General features: G+C 61.8%; 17 protein-coding genes and 1 tRNA gene. 11 read left to right on the forward strand and 7 right to left on the reverse strand.

From position 1 onward, the window contains the following. Window positions 1-4: 4 nt before the first annotated feature. From SMD27_RS06010 to SMD27_RS06025, 4 genes are read left to right on the forward strand one after another with little or no spacing between them, the layout of a single operon-like run. The gene (locus SMD27_RS06010; RefSeq protein WP_320507411.1) at window positions 5-601 is read left to right on the forward strand and encodes a DUF3035 domain-containing protein; all 597 of its coding nucleotides are present in this window, start codon (window positions 5-7) and stop codon (window positions 599-601) included. Next, window positions 585-2,066, forward strand: coding sequence for a M16 family metallopeptidase (locus SMD27_RS06015; RefSeq protein ID WP_320507412.1), 1,482 nt, complete (start codon window positions 585-587; stop codon window positions 2,064-2,066). Before SMD27_RS06010 ends, SMD27_RS06015 begins: the two co-directional genes overlap by 17 nt. Continuing rightward, window positions 2,066-3,526: a M16 family metallopeptidase gene (locus tag SMD27_RS06020; RefSeq protein ID WP_320507413.1), complete on the forward strand. Its 1,461-nt coding sequence runs from the start codon at window positions 2,066-2,068 to the stop codon at window positions 3,524-3,526. Before SMD27_RS06015 ends, SMD27_RS06020 begins: the two co-directional genes overlap by 1 nt. Next, window positions 3,523-4,806, forward strand: coding sequence for a Bcr/CflA family multidrug efflux MFS transporter (locus tag SMD27_RS06025; RefSeq protein WP_320507414.1), 1,284 nt, complete (start codon window positions 3,523-3,525; stop codon window positions 4,804-4,806). The genes SMD27_RS06020 and SMD27_RS06025 overlap by 4 nt, the downstream gene beginning before the upstream one ends. Window positions 4,807-4,828: 22 nt before the next feature. Here the strand turns inward: SMD27_RS06025 and SMD27_RS06030 are convergent, their stop codons facing one another. Together SMD27_RS06030 and SMD27_RS06035 are read right to left on the reverse strand one after the other, a co-directional pair. Then, on the reverse strand, window positions 4,829-6,862 hold the full coding sequence (locus tag SMD27_RS06030) for a transglycosylase domain-containing protein (protein ID WP_320507415.1): 2,034 nt from the start codon (window positions 6,860-6,862) through the stop codon (window positions 4,829-4,831). A 194-nt stretch (window positions 6,863-7,056) separates the two neighbouring features. Continuing rightward, the gene (locus tag SMD27_RS06035) at window positions 7,057-8,193 is read right to left on the reverse strand and encodes a DUF2336 domain-containing protein (protein ID WP_320507416.1); all 1,137 of its coding nucleotides are present in this window, start codon (window positions 8,191-8,193) and stop codon (window positions 7,057-7,059) included. A gap of 282 nt (window positions 8,194-8,475) precedes the next feature. On the opposite strand from SMD27_RS06035, the gene SMD27_RS06040 reads away from it, so the two are divergent. The 3 genes from SMD27_RS06040 (at window position 8,476) to SMD27_RS06050 (ending at window position 11,430) form a co-directional block, all read left to right on the forward strand. Continuing rightward, window positions 8,476-8,562, forward strand: a tRNA-Leu gene (locus SMD27_RS06040). 480 nt (window positions 8,563-9,042) lie between these two features. Further along, window positions 9,043-10,347: a UDP-glucose dehydrogenase family protein gene (locus SMD27_RS06045; protein WP_320507417.1), complete on the forward strand. Its 1,305-nt coding sequence runs from the start codon at window positions 9,043-9,045 to the stop codon at window positions 10,345-10,347. Between the two features lie 102 nt (window positions 10,348-10,449). Then, window positions 10,450-11,430, forward strand: coding sequence for an SDR family NAD(P)-dependent oxidoreductase (locus tag SMD27_RS06050; RefSeq protein WP_320507418.1), 981 nt, complete (start codon window positions 10,450-10,452; stop codon window positions 11,428-11,430). Between the two features lie 65 nt (window positions 11,431-11,495). Here the strand turns inward: SMD27_RS06050 and SMD27_RS06055 are convergent, their stop codons facing one another. After that, a complete protein-coding gene (locus tag SMD27_RS06055) occupies window positions 11,496-12,419 on the reverse strand; it encodes a dihydrodipicolinate synthase family protein (protein WP_320507419.1) in 924 nt (307 codons plus the stop codon). 95 nt (window positions 12,420-12,514) lie between these two features. Here SMD27_RS06055 and SMD27_RS06060 point away from each other — a divergent pair, with 95 nt between their 5' ends. Then, window positions 12,515-13,186 carry a GntR family transcriptional regulator gene (locus SMD27_RS06060; RefSeq protein WP_320507420.1) on the forward strand — a complete coding sequence of 224 codons (672 nt, stop codon included), beginning with the start codon at window positions 12,515-12,517 and terminating at the stop codon, window positions 13,184-13,186. Between the two features lie 81 nt (window positions 13,187-13,267). Further along, on the forward strand, window positions 13,268-13,801 hold the full coding sequence (locus SMD27_RS06065) for a GNAT family N-acetyltransferase (protein ID WP_320507421.1): 534 nt from the start codon (window positions 13,268-13,270) through the stop codon (window positions 13,799-13,801). Between the two features lie 7 nt (window positions 13,802-13,808). On the opposite strand, the gene SMD27_RS06070 is transcribed toward SMD27_RS06065, so the two are convergent. Then, on the reverse strand, window positions 13,809-14,702 hold the full coding sequence (locus SMD27_RS06070; protein ID WP_320507422.1) for a pirin family protein: 894 nt from the start codon (window positions 14,700-14,702) through the stop codon (window positions 13,809-13,811). A gap of 240 nt (window positions 14,703-14,942) precedes the next feature. Between SMD27_RS06070 and SMD27_RS06075 the strand changes: the two genes are divergently transcribed. Both SMD27_RS06075 and SMD27_RS06080 read left to right on the forward strand, forming a co-directional pair. After that, window positions 14,943-16,352, forward strand: a complete 1,410-nt coding sequence (locus SMD27_RS06075; RefSeq protein WP_320507423.1) for a glutamine synthetase family protein — start codon at window positions 14,943-14,945, stop codon at window positions 16,350-16,352. A 17-nt stretch (window positions 16,353-16,369) separates the two neighbouring features. After that, window positions 16,370-16,969, forward strand: a complete 600-nt coding sequence (locus SMD27_RS06080) for a flavin reductase family protein (RefSeq protein WP_320507424.1) — start codon at window positions 16,370-16,372, stop codon at window positions 16,967-16,969. A gap of 15 nt (window positions 16,970-16,984) precedes the next feature. Here SMD27_RS06080 and SMD27_RS06085 read toward each other — a convergent pair whose 3' ends face one another. The 3 genes from SMD27_RS06085 to SMD27_RS06095 form a co-directional block, all read right to left on the reverse strand. After that, window positions 16,985-17,584 carry a pyrroline-5-carboxylate reductase dimerization domain-containing protein gene (locus tag SMD27_RS06085; protein ID WP_320507425.1) on the reverse strand — a complete coding sequence of 200 codons (600 nt, stop codon included), beginning with the start codon at window positions 17,582-17,584 and terminating at the stop codon, window positions 16,985-16,987. A 329-nt stretch (window positions 17,585-17,913) separates the two neighbouring features. Next, window positions 17,914-19,014, reverse strand: coding sequence for a glycosyltransferase family 4 protein (locus tag SMD27_RS06090; RefSeq protein WP_320507426.1), 1,101 nt, complete (start codon window positions 19,012-19,014; stop codon window positions 17,914-17,916). After that, on the reverse strand, window positions 18,975-19,751 hold the full coding sequence (locus SMD27_RS06095) for a UDP-2,3-diacylglucosamine diphosphatase (RefSeq protein ID WP_320507427.1): 777 nt from the start codon (window positions 19,749-19,751) through the stop codon (window positions 18,975-18,977). Before SMD27_RS06095 ends, SMD27_RS06090 begins: the two co-directional genes overlap by 40 nt. Window positions 19,752-19,784: the final 33 nt, after the last annotated feature.

Here is a 19,784-nt window from a genome sequence, read left to right on the forward strand (position 1 = left end):
GATCATGCGTCGGAAGACCATAGCGCTTTATATCTCGACGGTTGCGGCTGCCGCCCTGCTGACGGGGTGCGAAGCGACCAAGGAAACACTCGGATTAACCAAGCGCTCGCCGGATGAATTCCGGGTCGTATCGCGGGCGCCGCTAAGCATGCCGCCGAATTACAGCCTGCGGCCGCCCACACCCGGCGCGCCCCGGCCCCAGGAAGGGACGGCGCGGGATCAGGCGGAGAATGCCGTGTTCGGCCATCCGGGCGCCGGTATCGGCAACGATCAGGTCCCGCCGCCAATCGGCGAAGGTGCCGCCGGTACCGCACAATCGGCGGGGGAGGCGGCCTTGTTGCAGAGTGCCGGCCTGGCCGGGGTCGACCCCAATATCCGCCAGGAAGTCGATGCCGAGACGGCGCAGGACGAAGCCAACTCGACCAGTTTGGCCGATAGCCTGACCTTCTGGCGTTCGCCGCAGCCTTACGGCACGGTGATCGATCCCGCGGCCGAGCAGAAGCGGCTGCAGGAAAACGCCGCTTTGGGCAAGCCGGTGACCGAAGGCGATACGCCGGTCATCGAACGCAAGCAACGAGGCATGCTTGAAGGTATATTCTAAGCACGGCAGGCCTGGCCTGCTGCGGATGCCGGCGATCCTGATCGCCGGCATCATGCTTTTGGGCGTCATCTTGGCGCCCTCGACAGGCGAGGCGCAGATTTTCGATGCCGAGACCTTCACCCTGAAGAATGGGCTGCAGGTCGTCGTGGTACCCAATCACCGGGCGCCGGTGGTGTTCCAGATGATCGCCTATCGGGTCGGGGCTGCCGATGGGCCGCCGGGCAAGAATGGCATCGCCCATTTTCTCGAACATCTGATGTTCAAGGCCACCGACAAATTGAAGGCCGGCCAGTTCACCCAGGAAATCGACCGCCGCGGCGGCACCGATAACGCCTTCACCAATCAGGACATGACGGCCTTTCACCAGGAAATCGCCAAAGAACATCTGCCCCTGGTGATGTCCATGGAAGCCAATCGAATGACCCGCCTGCGGCTGACCGACGCGGTGGTGATGCCTGAACGCGACGTCATTCTCGAGGAACGGCGCGAGCGCATCGACAACGAACCCGGCGCGCAACTCATGGAAATGATGGACGCCGCGTTGTTCCTCAACCACCCCTACCGGCTGCCGGTGATCGGCTGGCGCCACGAAATGGAACAGTACAGCACGGCCGATGCTGTTGCCTTCTATCACCGCTATTACGCGCCCAACAACGCGGTGCTGGTGATCGGCGGCGATGTTACGGTGCCGGAAGTGCGGCGCCTGGCGGAAAAATATTTCGGATCGATTCCGCGCCGTGACCTGCCGCCGCGCCAGCGCCTGCAAGAGCCGCAGCAGCGGGCGCCGCGCCAAGTCGAACTTACCAGCGATCTGGTGCGCCAGCCTTATGTGGTGAAAACCTATCTGGCGCCATCTTATCGCCTCGGCCTCGACAATCAGCAAGCCCAGGATGATGACGCTTACGCCTTGCTGCTGCTGTCCGAGATCCTCGGCGACGGTACCGGCAGCCGTCTCTATCGCCGGCTCGTCATCACCGATAAATCGGCCACCAGCGCGGATTGCAGCTACGATCCCGGCGCCTATGATCTCGGCACGTTCAGCTTCTATGGCAGCCCGGTGCCGGGCGGCGATCTCGGCAAGGTCGAAGCGGCGATCAATGACGAGATCGCTTTGGTTCTCAAGGACGGCATCACCGAGGAGGAGCTCACTTTGGCGAAGAAGCGGCTGCGCATCGCCACGGTCAAGGCGCGTGACAGCCTGTCGGGGCCGGTTGGCATGATCGCGGCGGCCCTGGTCAACGGCCGCAACCTGGCGGATGTGCAGGCTTGGGCCGACCGCATCGATGCGGTCACGGTAGTGGATATCCAGCGTGCCGCTCGGCGGGTCTTCGATGACCGCCGGTCGGTGACAGGCCGGTTGCTGGCGGCCAATCCGGCAGCTGCTGCCAGGCTCGCGCCCGAAGCGGCGCCACCCTTGCCCCAAAGTCCGGAGACCGGCGCCATGCCGAGTGGTACGGTGAACTGATGCAGGAACGTGAACTGATGGCGGATCGCAGGAGTTCGGCTGTGCCTCCCCGCATCGTCGGGCAGCTGGTTCTGTTCTGTCTGTTGTCCGTCTGCTGTCTCATCTTCGCCCCGGCGGCGCGGGCGATCGAGATTCGTCAGGTGACCGGCGATAGCGGCGTCACCGCCTGGCTGGTTGAGGATCACACCAATCCGCTGATCGCCGTCGCACTCGGTTTCGCCGGAGGGGCAACTGCAGATCCGGTGGGCAAGGAAGGCCTCGCCGAATTGGCATCGGGCCTGTTGGATGAGGGGGCGGGCGAGTTCGATTCGGCGGCCTTCCAGGAACAGTTGAACGATAACGGCATCGACTACGGTTTCGATGCCTCGCGCGATTCCTTCACCGGCCAGATGAACATGCTGACTGAACAGCGTGATCTCGCTTTCGGCTTGCTGCACCGCTCCCTGACCGCGCCGCATTTCGATGCCGAGCCGGTGGAACGCATCCGGCGGCAATTGCTGGCGATGATCGATGACCAGCTTTCCGATCCCGATGTGATCGGTGCGCGTGCGGTCAGCCAGAGCTTGTTTGGCGGTCATCCCTATGGCCGCCCCAGGATCGGCACGGCGGAGAGCATGCAGGCAATCACCGCCGATGATCTCCATCACTTCGTCGCCCAGCATTTCACCCGCGACCGACTGCATCTGGTGGTGGTCGGCGACATCACCGCCGCGCAGCTCGGGCCGCTCTTGGATTCCACCTTCGGCGACCTGCCGGCCAGCAGCGATCTTCCCGCCATACCGGAAGCCAAGATCGACCGGCCGGGGGGTATCATGGTCGTGGACCGAGGCATCCCGCAAAGCATCATCAATTTCGCCCAGCCGGGCATCAAGCGCGACGATCCGGATTTCTTCGCGGCTTATGTTGCCAATTACATTCTCGGCGGCGGTGGGTTCTCATCGCGCCTCATGCATGAGGTGCGCGAAAAGCGCGGCCTCGCTTACGGCATCAACACCAGTCTCCTCACCTTTGATCATGCTGGTCTCATCTGGGGCCAGGTGCAGACTGTCAATGAACGGGTCGCCAAGACCATCGAGATCATTCGCGCCGAATGGGCAAAAATGCGTGACGGCGGCCCCAACGCAGCCGAGGTCGAGACGGCAAAGACCTATCTGCTCGGCTCCTATCCGCGGCTCTTTACCTCGGGTGCCGGCACGGCGAGTGCGCTGCTCGGCATCCAGCTTGAAGGTCTCGGCATCGATTACATCGACCGCCGCCAAACGGAAATCGCCAAGGTGACGCCGGCCGGCGTCGCGCGGGTGGCGAAGCGCTTGCTACAGCCCGATCGATTGGTTTTCGCGGTGGTCGGCCAGCCTGTCGGTGTCACGGCAACCTTGCCGGCGCCAACACCTGCGGCGGCGGAGCCTTCCCCGGCGCAACAGGGGGCCTCGAGCCCGGAACCGACCCATGTCCAGCAATGAACAAGGAAACGCCGCTCCAGCGCCAAGATAATGCGGCTGGCAATTCGGCCGCCACTCACGGCGACCGGGCGGGAGCGGTGCATGGCGTGACAGGACCGCGCTTCGGCCCTGTCGCGGTCGTGCTGTTGACGGCGCTGACGGCATTGGGACCGGTCTCGACCGATTTTTATCTACCGTCCTTGCCGAGCATCGCTCGCTATTTCGCCGTCGGCGAGGCCGATGCCCAATTGACGCTCAGCGCTTTTCTCGGCGGTTTCGCCGTCGCCATGCTGATCTACGGGCCGCTCTCCGACCGCTTCGGCCGCAAGCCCGTCTTGCTGGCCGGTCTGGTGGTCTTTGGCTTGGCCAGCTTCGCCTGTTCTCTTGCCGACAGCATCGAGCAATTGATCGCCGCGCGGGCCGTACAGGCGATCGGCGCCGGGGCCGGGCCGGTCCTTTGCCGCGCCATGGTGCGCGACGTCTTCGGCGCCAAAGGTGCGTCGCGCGTGCTGTCCTATTTGGCCGCGGCCATGGCATTGGCGCCGGCAGTCGGCCCGATCCTCGGCGGCTTCCTGCAAGATGCCTTTGGCTGGCGCTCGATCTTCTGGTTCATTACATTCTATGGCGTCATCGGCTTGATTGCGACCGTCGCGCTGCTGCCCGAAAGCCATCAACCGGCGAACCGTGTCGCCGCTGGCCCGATTACCATGCTGAAGACCTTCGGCATGCTGCTCAGCCACCGCCGATATGTCGGCTTCGTGCTGTGCCAGACCTTCAGCTATAGCGGCATCTTCTGCTTCATTTCCGGCTCGGCCTTCGTCTTCATCGATATGCTCGGCGTCTCGCCGAAGCATTTCGGCTGGTGCTTCGCCGTTTTCGTCATCGGCTATATGATCGGCACCATTCTGTCGGCACGCCTGACGCATCGGGTCGGTGTCGATAATATGGTGCGCCTGGGTGGCGCCGTGGCCTTGATGGCCAGCATCGTTCTGGTCTCGATCGCTTTGATCCATCAATCGGTGCCGGGGCTGTTGCTGCCCTTGATGGTCTATATGATCGGCATCGGCATCGCTTCGCCCAATTCGCAGGCCGGCGCGATCGGTCCCTTCCCGCAGGCGACCGGCGCCGCCAGCTCGCTGCTCGGTTTCCTGCAGATGTCCGTTGCGGCATTGATCGGTGCAGCGCTCGGCCAATTGCAGGCGCAAACAGCGGTACCCATGACGGTCGCGATTCTGCTGACCGTTGTTGGCCTCAATCTCTCTTACTGGCTGATGGTGCGGCCCAGCAGTTCATCTCATTGACGAGGTCATGCTCAGGGCGACGTCAGTTCTTCGCGCCGCCAATATGCTCTTGCAGGACCTTGCGGCGTTGTTCCTTCTTCGCCGCGGTGTCCTGACCGCTGTCATCACCGAGAATGTTTTGAATCATGCCTTCGATGGTGGTGGGCGCACTGACCGGTTCAGCCGGTGTTTCCGGCGTATCCGGCGTGACATCCGTCGGTGCCGCTGAGGCGATCCAGCCGCCGGTACCCGGTCGCGCCACATCGCGCGGCGGTGTTCCCGCCAGTGCATCTGTCATGAAATCATGCCAGATGGTGACGGGAAGGACACCTCCCGTCACTTTTTGCATGGGCGAGTTGTCGTCATTGCCGACCCACACACCGGTCACCAGATCGGCGGTCAGGCCGATGAACCAGGCATCGCGATAGTTTTGGCTGGTGCCGGTTTTGCCATAGGCCGGGCGGTCTAGCTTCGCCTTGCGGCCCGTACCCCATTCGACCACCGAATGCATAATGTCGAGCATATCATTGATCGCCGTGCCGGAAGCAACGCGGCCCGGACCGTCGCCACTGCGCTGATAGAGGATGAGACCATCGCGGGTGCTGATCAGGTCGATGCCGCGCGGCCACACGCCGTTGCCCTGGTTGGCGAAGGTGGCATAGGCCCCGGTCATCTCCAGCAGCGAGGCGCCGCTGGTGCCGAGCGCGATCGAGGCGTTATTCGCCATTGGCGAGGTGATGCCAAGGCGCTGCGCGGTTTCGATCACACGCTTGCGGCCGGTGCGCTCCGACAACTGCACGGCGACGCTGTTGAGCGACCGCGCAAAGGCTTCGCGCAGGCTGACATCGCCGTAGAATTTGTCGTTGTAATTACCCGGCGCCCAATTGCCGAGCGAGATCGGCCCGTCGAAGAAATGGCTCTCCGGTGTGTAGCCATTCTCGAAGGCGGTCAGAAAGACAAAGGCCTTGAAGGCGGATCCCGGCTGGCGCAGGGCCTGGGTTGCGCGATTGAACTGCGTGTTATGGTAATCGCGGCCTCCCACCATGGCACGCACGGCGCCATCCGGCGTCATTGCCACGAGGCCGCCTTCGCTCGCCTTCATCTCGCCGCCCTTCTCCTGGAGGATGCGATTGAGATCGGCTTCGGCCGCGCGTTGGATGCGCGGATCGAGGGTGGTGTGAACGATCAGATCCTGGTCGCTGGCGCCGACATAGGAGGAGACCTGATCGATCACCCAGTCGGCGAAATACTCACCAATCTGCCCGCTGGCCTGGGCTGCGACGGCGGGCGCGGTTTGGGTGACGACCGCGTTGGCTTCTTCTCCGCTCAGGTAGCCGGCCGCTACCATGTTCTTGATGACCTGGCTGCCCCGCGCTTTGGCCAATTCCTTATCATTGAGCGGATTGTATTTCGATGGCGCCTTCAACATGCCGGCCAGCATCGCTGCTTCGAAAATCGTCACCTGCTGGACCGGATGGCCGAAATATTTGCGCGCCGCGGCGTCGACGCCGAAGGTCCCGGCGCCGAAATAGACCCGGTTCAGATAAAGCTCGAGAATCTGCTGCTTGCTGAAGTTGTGTTCCAGCCATACGGCCAGCAGAACTTCCTGTCCCTTGCGGTGCAGGCTGCGTTCGGGCGTCAGAAAAATATTCTTCGCCAGCTGCTGGCTAATGGTGCTCCCGCCTTGCACCACATCGCCGGTCTTGAAATTGACATAGATGGCGCGCAGGAGCCCCAGGGGATCGACGCCGAGATGGCTGTAAAAGCGCCTGTCTTCGGTAGCAAGCACCGCTTCCGGCAGATAAGGCGGCATATCCGCCAGCGTCACGCGCGTACCGTAGAGATCGCCATAGGTCGCGAGAATGCTGCCATCGGTCGCCAGCAAGGTCACGCTCGGGCGGCGTTTGATCTCGTTCAGGCGGCTGACATCCGGCAGGTCATAGGCGCACCAGGCCACCAGGATCAACAGCAGGAAACTTCCCCAAATGCCGCCGATGAGTCCCCATTTCAACAGAAACCAAAGAACGGGCCGGCCGCGGTTGCGGCGGGATGGAGGAGGCGAATCGGAACGCGTCATATCTGCCTGATCGTGGCCCTGCTTGGTTAAGTGGCGTCAGGCCTTTTAGCAGAGGCCGTCGCCCAGTTCATAGGGGCACGATCCAGGACGCCACCGCCATATGGCAAGGGCATGGTGCCACAAGGGCAGCTTGCCGGTGTGATGATGGCGAAAATGTGGCGCGGTCGGATGATACCGCTGAATCAGCGGTGCGATCAGGCGCTGCGTCGCGTGGTCGGCGACTCGGCGCTGCCGTCCAGGCGATACATCACCTCGGTGATGACCTGTTCCAAACTCTGATCCGGATCCGGCTGTTCCAGGTAGCGCCGCAGGATACCGATCGCTTGCGGAATCCAGCCAGCCGGTGGCTTGCCATCGCGATGCGCCGGCTGATTGCCGCCAGCCATGGCCAGCTCGACGAAAAGCCGACGATAGGCAGCTGGCAATTGGCACTTATCGAACAGCCGCTCCTGGCCGATGCCGCCGTCATCCGACATCAGTCGACGCACATTGCCGATCGCAATATCGCTTTTCACCGACAAGGCTTGCAGCAGGAAGGCGAACTGCCCGATCGCCAAAGCGCGCAGGATGAGGCTGCCGCTGAGCAAGCCGTTCTCTTCCAGCTTTTCCGCGAAATCTCGCAGCTCTTCGGCCGGATGGCCGGCCATGCTGGTGAGCAGAAAATGTTCGCGGCTGTGATGCAGGATGAAGGAGATACGCTGCGCCGGCAGTGCATAACGCTGGATCAGCCGTTCCAGCAATTTGCCGGTCACGGCGGTGGTCAGGCGCTCGACAATGGCGATTGGCAAAGCCGGCCTCTGGCTCAATGCCTCGTTGATGCGGGCATTGTCGGGAAACTGATCGAGAATGCGATGATACCCGGTGGCATTGATAGCGGCATTGCTGTTGGCGGCAACCCGCAAAACGGCGACCTCATCGCCGCTATCGATCACCGCACTGGTGACCGCGACCGACAGGAAAGCACGCTGGCTGATCACCCGGATATGGGCCGGCGAGGTGGTGCGAATCACCTCCAGCAGATCGTCCTCGGACAAAGCCGGCGAATTGGTCAGGATCGGCGCCGCCACATCGATCACGTCCTTGGCCAATTGCAGCGCAAGGTTGTGGTCGAGCTGCGTGGTATGCTGCAGGCTGGCCGAAAGGCGGCAGCGGATCGAGACCTCGACCTCGGGGAGGACGACCTGCATGATCGCCAGCGCCAGGCTGCGCTCGGCTTCCGATAGCTGGTCCTCGCCGTAGGCCGCGCCCACGCGCAACATCGCCGCGGACCGGCTCTCCGGGCTCGGATCGTGTATCAGGCGGTCAACATCTGCCTGGGTCAATTGTGCCACGGCCGCGTCCCTTCTTTGTTTGGCCGACCGAATTCTTAATAAGATCCGGATAGCCATGCAAGCAGATGAATGTAAAAAATCCCTTTAAAATCAGGTATATACAATAAATCTTAAGATTATCACGAATTGCGTTAATCCGTAGCGCGGACACTTGCCATCAGAGCAAACTCGGCTATTATGCCGGCCACGCGTCATCGGCATGCACCACTGATGCCAGCGACGCCCGACGCCGCTCCGCCAGGCCTATCTGCCCGGCGAACCGGCATATCCCCCAAGTGGTTGGCCCCTGTGGCGGAATTGGTAGACGCGCCTGACTCAAAATCAGGTATCTTCACAGATGTGCTGGTTCGAGTCCGGCCAGGGGCACCAACTCAAATCACCAGACTGACGCGGCGTCTGTTCCGCAAGCAGCCGACGCCTTCCCAGCGGCGCCGTCGCTCCTTCATCCATATTATACATAAATTTTTATCTAGGCGATGGTCCTGACAGAGGGCTTCGCTGGCGAGGCATCTCGTGGCGCCCGTCTTTGATCCCCGCGGCGCAAGCTGTCCTAATTCCTAGATTGCCTTCCTCGGATGACCTGTCCTCGACCTGACGCGCACGCCGAACACGGCGATGCAGGCACCGCCCATTCGGTGCCGAGGGATGATGCTGTGGAGCGAAGCTTGCGATGGTCACTCATCCGTCAAGGATCGATCACCGCAAGTCACAGCCATGTCACGCCGATATCACGTCAAGAATGTGCTTTTGCTCTTCGCCTCGCCATCATGCCCGGGTTATGGTGCCGCCGTTATCGACGTTCATGTCGCGCACGCGTCAATCTTTGAGGCAACCACCGGAAGGCTCCACATGAAGATCACAGTTATCGGCACGGGTTATGTCGGTTTGGTTACTGGCGCCTGCTTTTCGGAATTCGGTTTCGACATCACTTGCGTTGATACCGATCCGCGCAAGATCGAAGCGCTGCAAGCCGGCCGCATCCCAATCTTCGAACCTGGGCTGGAAGCGTTGGTGCAGCGCAGTGCTCTGGAAGGCCGTCTGCGGTTCACCACCGAAGCTGGACCCGCGATCGAGAATTCCGATGTGATCTTCATTACCGTGGGCACGCCATCCCGGCGCGGTGACGGTCATGCCGATGTCAGCTTCGTCGTGGCGGCTGCGGAAACGATTGCCGATCATCTCAACGGCTATAAGATCGTCGTCACCAAATCGACCGTGCCTGTTGGCACCACACGCCGTATAGCCGAAGTGATTCGCAAGCGCCGCCCCGACGCCCAGTTCGATGTCGCCTCCAATCCGGAGTTTCTCCGCGAAGGCTCCGCAGTGGAAGATTTCATGCGACCCGACCGTGTCATCGTCGGGGTCGAAAGCGAACGCGCACGCGAAGTGCTGCGTCAGCTTTATCGTCCGCTGCATCTGATCGAAACGCCGATTTTATTTGCCGATCTCGAAACGGCGGAAGTGATCAAATATACCTCGAACGCTTTCCTGGCGATGAAGATCACCTTCATCAACCAGGTGGCCGATCTCTGCGAAAAGGTCGGTGCGGACGTGCATAACGTTGCCAAGGGGATCGGCCTCGACCGGCGCATCGGTCCGAAGTTCCTGCATCCGGGGCCCGGCTATGGCGGCTCCTGTTTCCCCAAGGATACTTTGGCGCTGGTGCAGACAGCGCGCGATCATGACGCGCCGATCGAGATCATTGAGACGGTCGTCCGCCTCAACGATCAGCGCAAGATCGCCATGGTGGACCGAATCGCCGCGGCTCTCGATGGCAACGTCCAGGGCAAGCGGATTGCCGTGCTTGGCTTGACCTTCAAGCCGAATACCGACGATATGCGGGAAAGCCCGTCGCTGGTCATCTTACCGCGCTTGCAGGAGATGGGGGCTAAGCTGCGCTGCTTCGATCCGGTCGGCATGACCGAGGCGCGGGACCTGATGCCCGATCTCACCTATTCCAGTGATCCCTATGAGGCGATGCAGGATGCCGATGCGGTCGTGTTCCTCACCGAATGGAACAGTTTCCGCGCCTTGGATCTTGAGCGCATGAAACAGATTCTACGCCGGCCGGTGGTGGTGGATCTGCGCAATATCTACCGTCCCGCCGATATGCGCGAACGTGGCTTCGCCTATCATAGTATCGGGCGCAAGTAGCGTCCGGACGCCGGTGCCGATGGTCGTCAGCGCCAGCGGCACCCTGTGGTAAGATCGGTCGTTGCATTGACCAAACGATGAGAGAGGCATAGGAACGACCCCATGACGATTCTCGTGACGGGAGCCGCCGGTTTCATCGGTTCGCAGGTTGCGGCAGCGCTGGTGGCGCGCGGCGAACAAGTGATCGGTGTCGATAGCATCAACGACTATTATGATCCGCGGCTGAAACAAGCGCGTCTGGATCGCCTGCGATCGCTGGCAAAGGGGGAAAGCTTTCGCTTTCATCATCTCGATCTCGCCGATCGCGCGGCGATGGAAGCACTCACGGCGCGGGATGGCCAGTCGATCGACGGCATCGTGCATCTCGCTGCCCAGGCCGGCGTGCGGTATTCGCTGGTCAATCCCCATGCTTATATCGCTTCGAACCTGATCGGCCATATGCATGTGCTGGAGATGGCGCGACATCTGCCGAAGCTGCGGCAGCTCGTCTATGCCAGTTCCAGTTCGGTCTATGGCGGCAACACCAAGGTGCCGTTTTCGATTGACGATCGGGTCGATAATCCATTGTCGCTTTATGCTGCGACCAAGCGGGCGGATGAAGCGCTCAGCATCTCCTATGCCCATAGCCATGGACTGGCGCAGACCGGCTTGCGCTTCTTCACAGTCTATGGGCCCTGGGGCCGGCCGGACATGGCCTATTTCAGTTTTACCAAAGCGATCTTCGACGGCGAGCCTTTGCGCATTTTCGGCGATGGCAGCATGCGGCGCGATTTCACCTATATCGACGATATCGTCGCCGGTGTACTGGCTTCGTTGGACCGGCCGATCGACGCCGGGCAGCATCGACTCTACAATCTCGGCAACAACGCTGCCGCCAGCGTCAATGACCTGATCGTGGCAATTGAAGCGGCAACGGGGCGCAAGGCAAAGCGGAATGAAGTGCCGCCGCCGCCGGGCGAGGTTGCCGCGACCTGGGCCGATATCGAGGCCAGCCGTCGCGACCTCGGCTTCCAACCAAAAACCGCTTTGCCGCAGGGCATCGAGCGCTTCGTCGCCTGGTACAAAGACTATTATCTGGCTTGATCGATCGGCGTGACGACAAAGGCCGCATCAGAAGATGCGGCCTTTGATGTTCATCTGTTAAGCGCTTACTGCGCGGCGTTCAGCTTGCCGAGCTGCGGCCGGTTCTTCAGCGCCGTTTCATACATCGCGATGATCTCGGCACGTTCCGCGCCGTCCAGTTCCAGGCGGGGCGGACGTACCTTCTCGGAACCCAGGCCGACGACCTGCTGGCCGATCTTGATGTACTGCACCAGCTTGATCTTGGTATCGAGATGGAGAAGCGGCGTGAACCAGCGATAGAGGCCGCGTGCCTCGGCGAAACGACCGGCCTGCAGCAGATCCCACAGCACCACCGATTCTTCCGGGAAGACATCGGTCAGGCCCGAGACCCAGCCATCGATGCCGAGTGCGGCGCTTTCCAGGACCAGATCGTCGACACCGCAGAACAAGGTGAAGCGGTCGCCGTGCAGATTGTGGAGATCGGTGATGCGGCGCGGATCGTCGGAAGATTCCTTGATCGCGACGATGGTCTTCTCGCCGGCCAACTCGCCGAAGGTTTCCGGCTTGATATCGACGCCGTAAACGATCGGATTATTGTAGATCATGATCGGTAAATCGCTGGCCCGGGCGACGGTGCGGAAATGCGTCAGCGTCTCGCGGGTATCGGATTTATAGACCATGCCGGGCAGCACCATCAGTCCGTCGATGCCGATCTTCTGGGCATCCTTGGCATATTGGCTGGCGAGCGCCGTGGTGTATTCCGAGACGCCGGAGATGATTGGCACCTTAGCGCCGGCGACTTCCTTGGCGGCCGCCAACACGGCCCGCTTTTCTTCCGGCAGCAGCGAGCAATTCTCGCCGCAGGTGCCCAGCATGATCAGGCCATGCACGCCCGCCCGCAGCAAGCGCTCGATCGATTGCTGCGTCGCAGGCAGGTTAAGGCTGTTATCGGCATTGAACTGGGTAGTGACGGCGGGGAACACGCCGGACCAGAAGGGATTGCGGGGCATCTGGGGCTCCAGGGCTGGGTTGCGTTAAACGAATATTGTATACAATCTACAAATCTGTCAAGCTGGGACGAGTCGGAAGAAGGATCATTTGTGTGATGGATGGCCCGGTATTGAGCAAGCGGACCATGGCGGAACAGGTGGCCGACCTGTTGCGCCAGCGCATCCTGTTGGGTGTGCTACCGGCAGGCACGCCGATCCGGCAGGAACATCTGGCGACGGAACTGGGGATTAGCCGTATTCCGCTGCGCGAAGCGCTCAAACAGTTGGAGGCAGAAGGCTTCGTCACCATCGCGTCCCATAAGGGCGCGACCGTGGCGCCGCTATCGGTGGCGGAGATCGAGGAGCTCTTCCAACTCCGCTTGCACCTGGAGACTTGGATTCTCAGCCTCGCCTTGCCACGGCTGACTGAGGGAGACTTCGCCACCCTTGACCAGTTGATCGCCGAACAGCGCGCGCCGGACAGCCTGCCGCGCTGGGGTGAACTCAACTGGCGCTTCCACGAAGTCATGTATCGTCCAGCCGACCGGCCGCTCACCCTGAAGATGCTGAAACGCATCCACGACAATATCGACCGCTACCTGCGCCTCGAAGTGTCGCTCAGCGCCGGCCGAGCCCGGGCCTTCCGCGAACATGAGGACCTGCTTGCGCATTGCCGGAAGGGGGATGTCGCAGAGGCGCTCGATCTCCTGGAGCGGCATATCCAGCAGACCGCCGACAGCCTGATCGATCATCTGCGCGCCCGGGAAACCCTGACTACCGCAGATTGAGCTTGGCTGATTGAGCTTGGCGGCGGCCCGAGGTTTTCGCTATCAAGGCCGTGCCGTCATCCGCAGTGAAAAGGCGAACTCATGGCCTCGCATCGCATTCTCCTTCTCACCCCGGAACAGGCGATGGCCAGACGCGCGGCGCTGGTCGATCTGCTGATCGCCGTGGTCGAGGACGGTGCCTCGGTCAACTTCGTCCTCCCGATGACCCGCGAAAAAGCCGAGGGCTGTTGGGACGGCGCCTTGGCTGATCAGGCGCGCGGTGAGCGGCTGATTTTCATCGCTGAGAGCGACGAGCGCCTGGATGGCACCGTACATCTGGTGCCGGCGCCACAGGAGAATCAGCGTCACCGGGCGGATCTCGCCAAGATGCTGGTCCATCCGCTGGCCCAGCGCCAGGGCCTCGGTGCGGCACTGATGCGAGCGGCCGAGGAAGAAGCGCGCCGTATCGGCCGCACCCTGCTGACCCTCGATACCGAAACTGGCAGCGCCGGCGAGCGGTTATATGCGCGGCTGGGCTGGACGGAAGTGGGCGAGATTCCCGGCTATGCCATGCGGGCCGATGGCAGCATCTGCGACTCCGCGAGCTTCTTCTACAAGGTCCTTTCGGCCGGCTGATCTCGCTTCAGAAACGCCCGGCGCGATAATCGTCGATGGCTGCGTGAATCTCAGCCTCGCTGTTCATGACGAAGGGGCCATATTGCACGATCGGTTCGCCGAGGCGCTGTCCCGCCAACAGCAGAACCTTGGTCTCGTTTGCCGTCTGGTTAGCGATGGCAACGGTTGCGCCATCGCTCAAGGCCGCCAGTCGGCCGGCGCCGACTGCTTCGGTTTCGCCTGCTTTGCCAATCGCGGCCTCGCCTTCATAGACATAGACGAAACCGGCATGGGTTTCCGGCAAAGGCAGAGAGGCAGCGGCACCTGGCGCCAGATGCAAATCCACATAGATCGGTGCCGTCCTTGCGGTTCCGGCAGCGTGACCCGGCCCGTCGGCAGCGCCGAAGTGACCGGCGATCAGTTTGCCTGTGACGCCGGGCGCCAGATCGATGCTTGGGATTTCCCCGGCGCTGATGTCGCGATAACCGGCTTCGATCATCTTTTCCTTGGCCGGCAGATTGAGCCAGAGCTGGAAGCCCCAAAGCAGGCCGTTTTCCTGCTCCGGCATTTCGGAATGCACGATGCCGCGTCCCGCCGTCATCCATTGCACGCCGCCCGGACCCAACAAACCGCTATGGCCATGGTTGTCGCTATGCCGCATGCGTCCGGCCAGCAAATAGGTCACCGTTTCGAAGCCGCGATGCGGATGATCGGGGAACCCGCCGATATAGGCATTCGGGTCATCCGATTTGAATTCGTCCAGCATTAGGAACGGATCGAAGCTCTGCAGATCAGGTACACCCTGCAGCCGCTTCATGCGCACGCCAGCTCCGTCCGTCGCCGGTTTGGCGGCGATGAGCCGGGTCACGCGGCGCGCGGCCGACTGTCCGGCGGTGCCAGTCTGTTTTGCCGATATGGTCATGCAGCCTCCTTCCAGGCGCGTGCTCGACCGCGCCGTCAATGAATCATTCTACGTTCAAATGGCAGATCATCGGGCAATTTGCGAGATGGCCGTATTTGAACGGATTGTTCGCCTCCAGCGAACGATCATTACCTCGGTAGGCTTGCCGCCGGCCGTAGTCTTGCCTAGTGTCCTGGCTGCAGATGAAAACTGCCCGACGAGACGATTTGACGGGCGGTGTGACGACCGAACGAGGGGAAAATGGCGCAACGCACGAAGGCACTCGGCAGGGCGAAGCAGCCGAAAGGCGGCTTGGGGGAAAGTAATCTGGCCGAATTCGAGCGATTCCTGAAACGCCATCCGGACACGCAATTCGTCGACGCCTTCATCAGCGATCTCTGCAGCACGATTCGCGGCAAGCGCCTGCCGGTACATGAGGCGGCGAAGATCTGGCAAAGCGGCGTGCAGATGCCTTTCTGCCTCTATTTCCTGGATGTGACCGGCGAGGATCTCGATCCGGGCCAACGCTCCGAAGCGCGCGGCGATCCCGATGGCTCGGCCTGGCCGGTTGCCGGCACATTGCAGCCCGTGCCCTGGGCTGATGTGCCGACGGCGCAGGTCCTGCTGACCATGCCGGATCAGGCCAACCAGCCCTGCCGTGTCGATCCGCGCCAGATGCTCGGCGATCTCGTCGCGCGGTTCAAGAAGCGCGGCCTGACACCGATGGTGGCCGTCGAAATGGAATTCTATCTGGCCGACCGCAAGCGTGGCGGTTTGGGTGAGCCGCTGCCGCCGATCTCGCCGGCAACCGGCCTGCCAGATACGTCCCGCCAGCTTTACAGCATCAGCAATCTCGATGTGTATGGCGCCTTCATCCGCGATGTCGCGGCGGCGGCCAGAGCCCAGGCGATCCCCGCCTCGACGGCGATCACCGAGAACTCACCGGGCCAGTTCGAGATCAATCTCCATCACTCCCCTGATGCCCTGCTGGCGGCAGATCATGCGGTGCTCTTGAAGCGAGTCATCCGCGAGATCGCGAAGCGCCATGGCTATGAAGCCACCTTCATGGCGAAGCCCTTCCTGCAACAGGCGGGCAGCGGCATGCACGTCCATTGCAGCCTGCTCGACGATAAGGGCGGCAATGTCTTCGACGATGGCAGCGATGCCGGTGGTCCGGTGCTGCGCCAGGCGGTGGCTGGTCTTGCCGCCACCATGGGCGAGGCGATGGCACTTTTTGCGCCCAATCTCAACTCCTATCGCCGCTACCAGCCGGGCAGTCTGGTTCCGATGGCGGCGACCTGGGGCGCCAATAACCGCTCGGTCGCCTTCCGTATTCCGCTCAGCAATGGCAAGGGCCGGCGCATCGAACACCGCATTGCCGGCGCCGATGCCAATCCGCATCTCGTGGTGGCCGGCATCCTCGCCGGCATGCTGCACGGCATCGAGGGGAAGCTGACCCCACCGCCCATCTCGACTGGTGATGTCAGCCAGCAACGCGATGCGAAACTTCCCTTCGACTGGATGACGGCTCTGGATCGCATGGCCAAGGCGAAGATCTTGCCGGATTATCTCGGCGCGGATTACCTGGCGCTCTATGTCGATGCCAAGCGGGCAGAAGCGGAAAAATTCCAGCGCCGAATTTCCCCGCAGGAATATGATTGGTATCTCTGACGCCGAAGTGAGGAATAATGCATTACGACCCGCGTAGCGAACATCACGGCCTGCCGCACAATCCCTTTTACGCTTTGGTGGTGCCGCGGCCGATCGGTTGGATCACCACCGTGACGCGCGAGGGTATCGTCAATCTAGCCCCCTATAGCTTCTTCAATGCGGTTTCTACGACACCGCCCTTCGTCATGTTCTCCAGCGGCCCGCGCAAGGATTCGCAGCGCAATGCCGAGGAGACGGGCGAATTCGTCTTCAATCTCGCGACCTATGATCTGCGCGCCGAGATGAATGCCACCTCGGCGAGGATGCCCGCGGATGTCAGCGAGCCTGAAATGATCGGGCTGGAAATGGCACCATCCGTCCTGGTCGCACCGCCGCGTGTCAAACGCAGCCCCGTCACCCTTGAATGCCGTTACCGCCAGACCGTCAATCTGACGACGGCCGAGGGCGCAGGTTTGGAAAATGCCATTGTGATCGGCGAGGTGGTGCAGGTTCATATCGATGATGCGGTGATCACCGATGGCCGTGTCGATCTTGGCAAGATCCGTCCCATCGCCCGCCTGGGCTATATGGATTTCACCGTGGTCGACAACATCTTCGAAATGAAACGGCCAGATTGATCGCACAGCTGAACGCTACCGGCTGCTCCGCATCCGGGCGATAGCGATATCCAGCGCCTCGCTCCAGGCATCCAGGGCCTTGGACCGGATCAGCACATCCCAGCCTTGCCGTGTCATCGTGCCGGCCCGGCCGAAGGTTTCCAGCGGTGTCCGCGCGGGAAGATCAGGACGACTGGCGGCGACCGCGGCGGCACCGCCGGCCAGGGCAGCGGCGAGACCGCGAGCGGTTTCGGGCGGCAACCCCTCGGCGACAGCGCGTTCGGCGACCGTATCGATGACGGCAAAGCTCCAGAGATAAAAGGCGGCGAGAGCCGCTGCCGTGTTGAATTGCGCTTCGCTGTTCACAGGAAAGACGGTGCCGAGCTTGCCGAACAAATCCGCCGCGGCGTCGTTGCCGGGAAAGATGGGCGTGCCGCCGGCATTGAGGACTGCGCAACTGCTCGGCATGGCGCGCACCACGATGGCGCTTGGCGCCGCTGCCTGCAATCCTGCCGCGGTGACATCGATAGCGACGCAAATCAGCACCTGGCCGGATCGCCAGCGCAGTGCTTTGACGCAGTCATAGACGGCCGCGGGTGGCACGGCGACCAGGATGATCCCAGCGCCGTCAATCACCGCCTGGTTCCCCTGCAGGATATCGGCATCTCATTGCTGCGCCAGCACGGCAGCCCGCGCGGCATTGCGCAGCGACAGCAAAATCTTCCTTCGGTCACCGGCTCGGCGCAATCCCTGGACGATGAAATCGGCTAAGCCCCCGACACCGATGACTCCCAATGTCATTGATGATGGTGTGCCTGATGATGTCCCTGAAGAGGTGGATGACATGACGCCTCCTGTTCCGTTACGTCTTTCTGCGGCAAGACGATAAGGGATGCAAGGCGCGCGGTTGCAGCGTCAAATCCAGGCGGATATCAGATCTGGATATGGAGCAATCGGTGCGGACATCAAACCTGCACGGGTTTCGAGATGAGCGCGAGATTGGTGAGAAACTGGTCAGTCGCGGCACGCCAGGAGAACGTTTCCGCATGGGCACGGCATTGGGCCGGTGGTACTGCTATTGCCCGCTGGACCGCCCGGGCCAGATCCCAGTCGAGAGCGCCGGCGCCGCTATTGCCTAGCACATCCTTCGGCCCAGCTACCGGAAAAGCGGCGACGGGGATACCGCTTGCCAGGGCTTCCAGGACGACCAGGCCGAAGGTATCGGTCAGGCTGGGAAAGACGAAGACATCGGCGGCGGCATAATGCTGTGCCAGCTCCACGCCGTGTTTGGCGCCGGCGAAAACCGTCTTGGGGAAGCGCCGCTGCAATGAGGCGCGCTGCGGCCCATCGCCGACCACGACCTTGGTTCCCGGCAAATCGAGCGACAGAAAGGCCTCGATATTCTTTTCCACTGCAACGCGGCCGACATAAAGATGCAGGGGACGCGGCAGGTTACGCAGCAAGTCGGGAATTTCGTTGACCCGCGGCTTGAAGAGCTCGAGATCGACGCCGCGCGACCAGGCGCGGATATTGCGGAAGCCGCGCGATGCCAGGTCTTCGGCGATCGACCGGGTCGCCACCATGATGCTCTGCGCCGGGGCGTGGAAGCGCCGCAGGAGGGCATAGCTCAAGGCTTTCGGAACGGCGAAGCGTTCGGCGACATATTCGGGGAAGCGCGTGTGATAGGCCGTGCTGAAGGGGAATTTGCGTGCCTGGCAATAGGCGCGCGCCGCATGACCCAGTGGACCTTCGGTGGCGATATGGATGGCTTCGGGTTGCAGACGGTCCAGCTGCCGCGCCATGCCACGTTTCGGCATCAGCGCCAGGCGGATTTCCGGATAAGTGGGGCAGGGCAGGCTGCGAAAATCGCTGGGTGCGATCACATCGACGTGGTGACCGAGCTCGACCAGTTCCTTGATGGTGCGTCCAAGGGTCCGAACCACGCCGTTGACCTGCGGGATCCAGGCGTCGCTGACGATCGCAATGCGAAGCGGCGGCGTGGCGTCGATTCCAGTTAGATAATCCGTCAGGCTTGCATCATGGAGAATTGCCGCACGCGCGCCCATTCGATGATCTCCAATCGACCGTCACGATGTTCGACCAGCGCCGTGCAGCTCTCTACCCAGTCGCCGTCATTGCAATAGAGGATGCCGTCGATCTCGCGGATCTCGGCTTTATGGATATGGCCGCAAACGACGCCGTCGAGCCCGCGGCTCTTGGCTTCGTCCGCCATGGCGATCTCGAAATCGCTGATGAACTTCACCGCATCCTTGACGCGGTGCTTGAGATAAGCGGAAAGCGACCAGTAGGGATAGCCGAAGGCGAGACGGGCGCGGTTGTACCAGTGGTTGAGGCCAAGGGCGAACGTATAAGCCGCATCGCCCAGCTTCGCCAGCCAGGGCGCGTGCCGCATGATGCCGTCAAAGCCGTCACCATGTACGATCAGCAATCGCCTGCCGTCTGCGGTTTCATGAATCGCTTCCTTCGACACCTGGATGCCGCCGAAAGCCATGCCGTCATAGTCGCGCAGGGGATCGTCGTGATTGCCCGGAACCAGAATCACCTCGGTGCCTTTGCGTGCCTTGCGCAGCACCTTCTGCACCACGTCGTTGTGGCTTTGCGCCCAGAACCAGGATTTCTTCAGCCGCCAGCAATCGATGATGTCGCCGATCAGGTAGAGCGTATCGGATTCATGATGCTTGAGGAAATCCAGCAGGAATTCCGCTTTGCATCCGCGCGTCCCGAGATGCACGTCCGAGACGAAAATCGTCCGATAATGAGTGGGTATCGGGTCAATTTTCATGGCCGTTCAGCCGCTCCCTGGCTTTCATCCACG

This window comes from Dongia soli (assembly GCF_034044715.1).
Classification (GTDB): domain Bacteria; phylum Pseudomonadota; class Alphaproteobacteria; order Dongiales; family Dongiaceae; genus Dongia_B; species Dongia_B soli.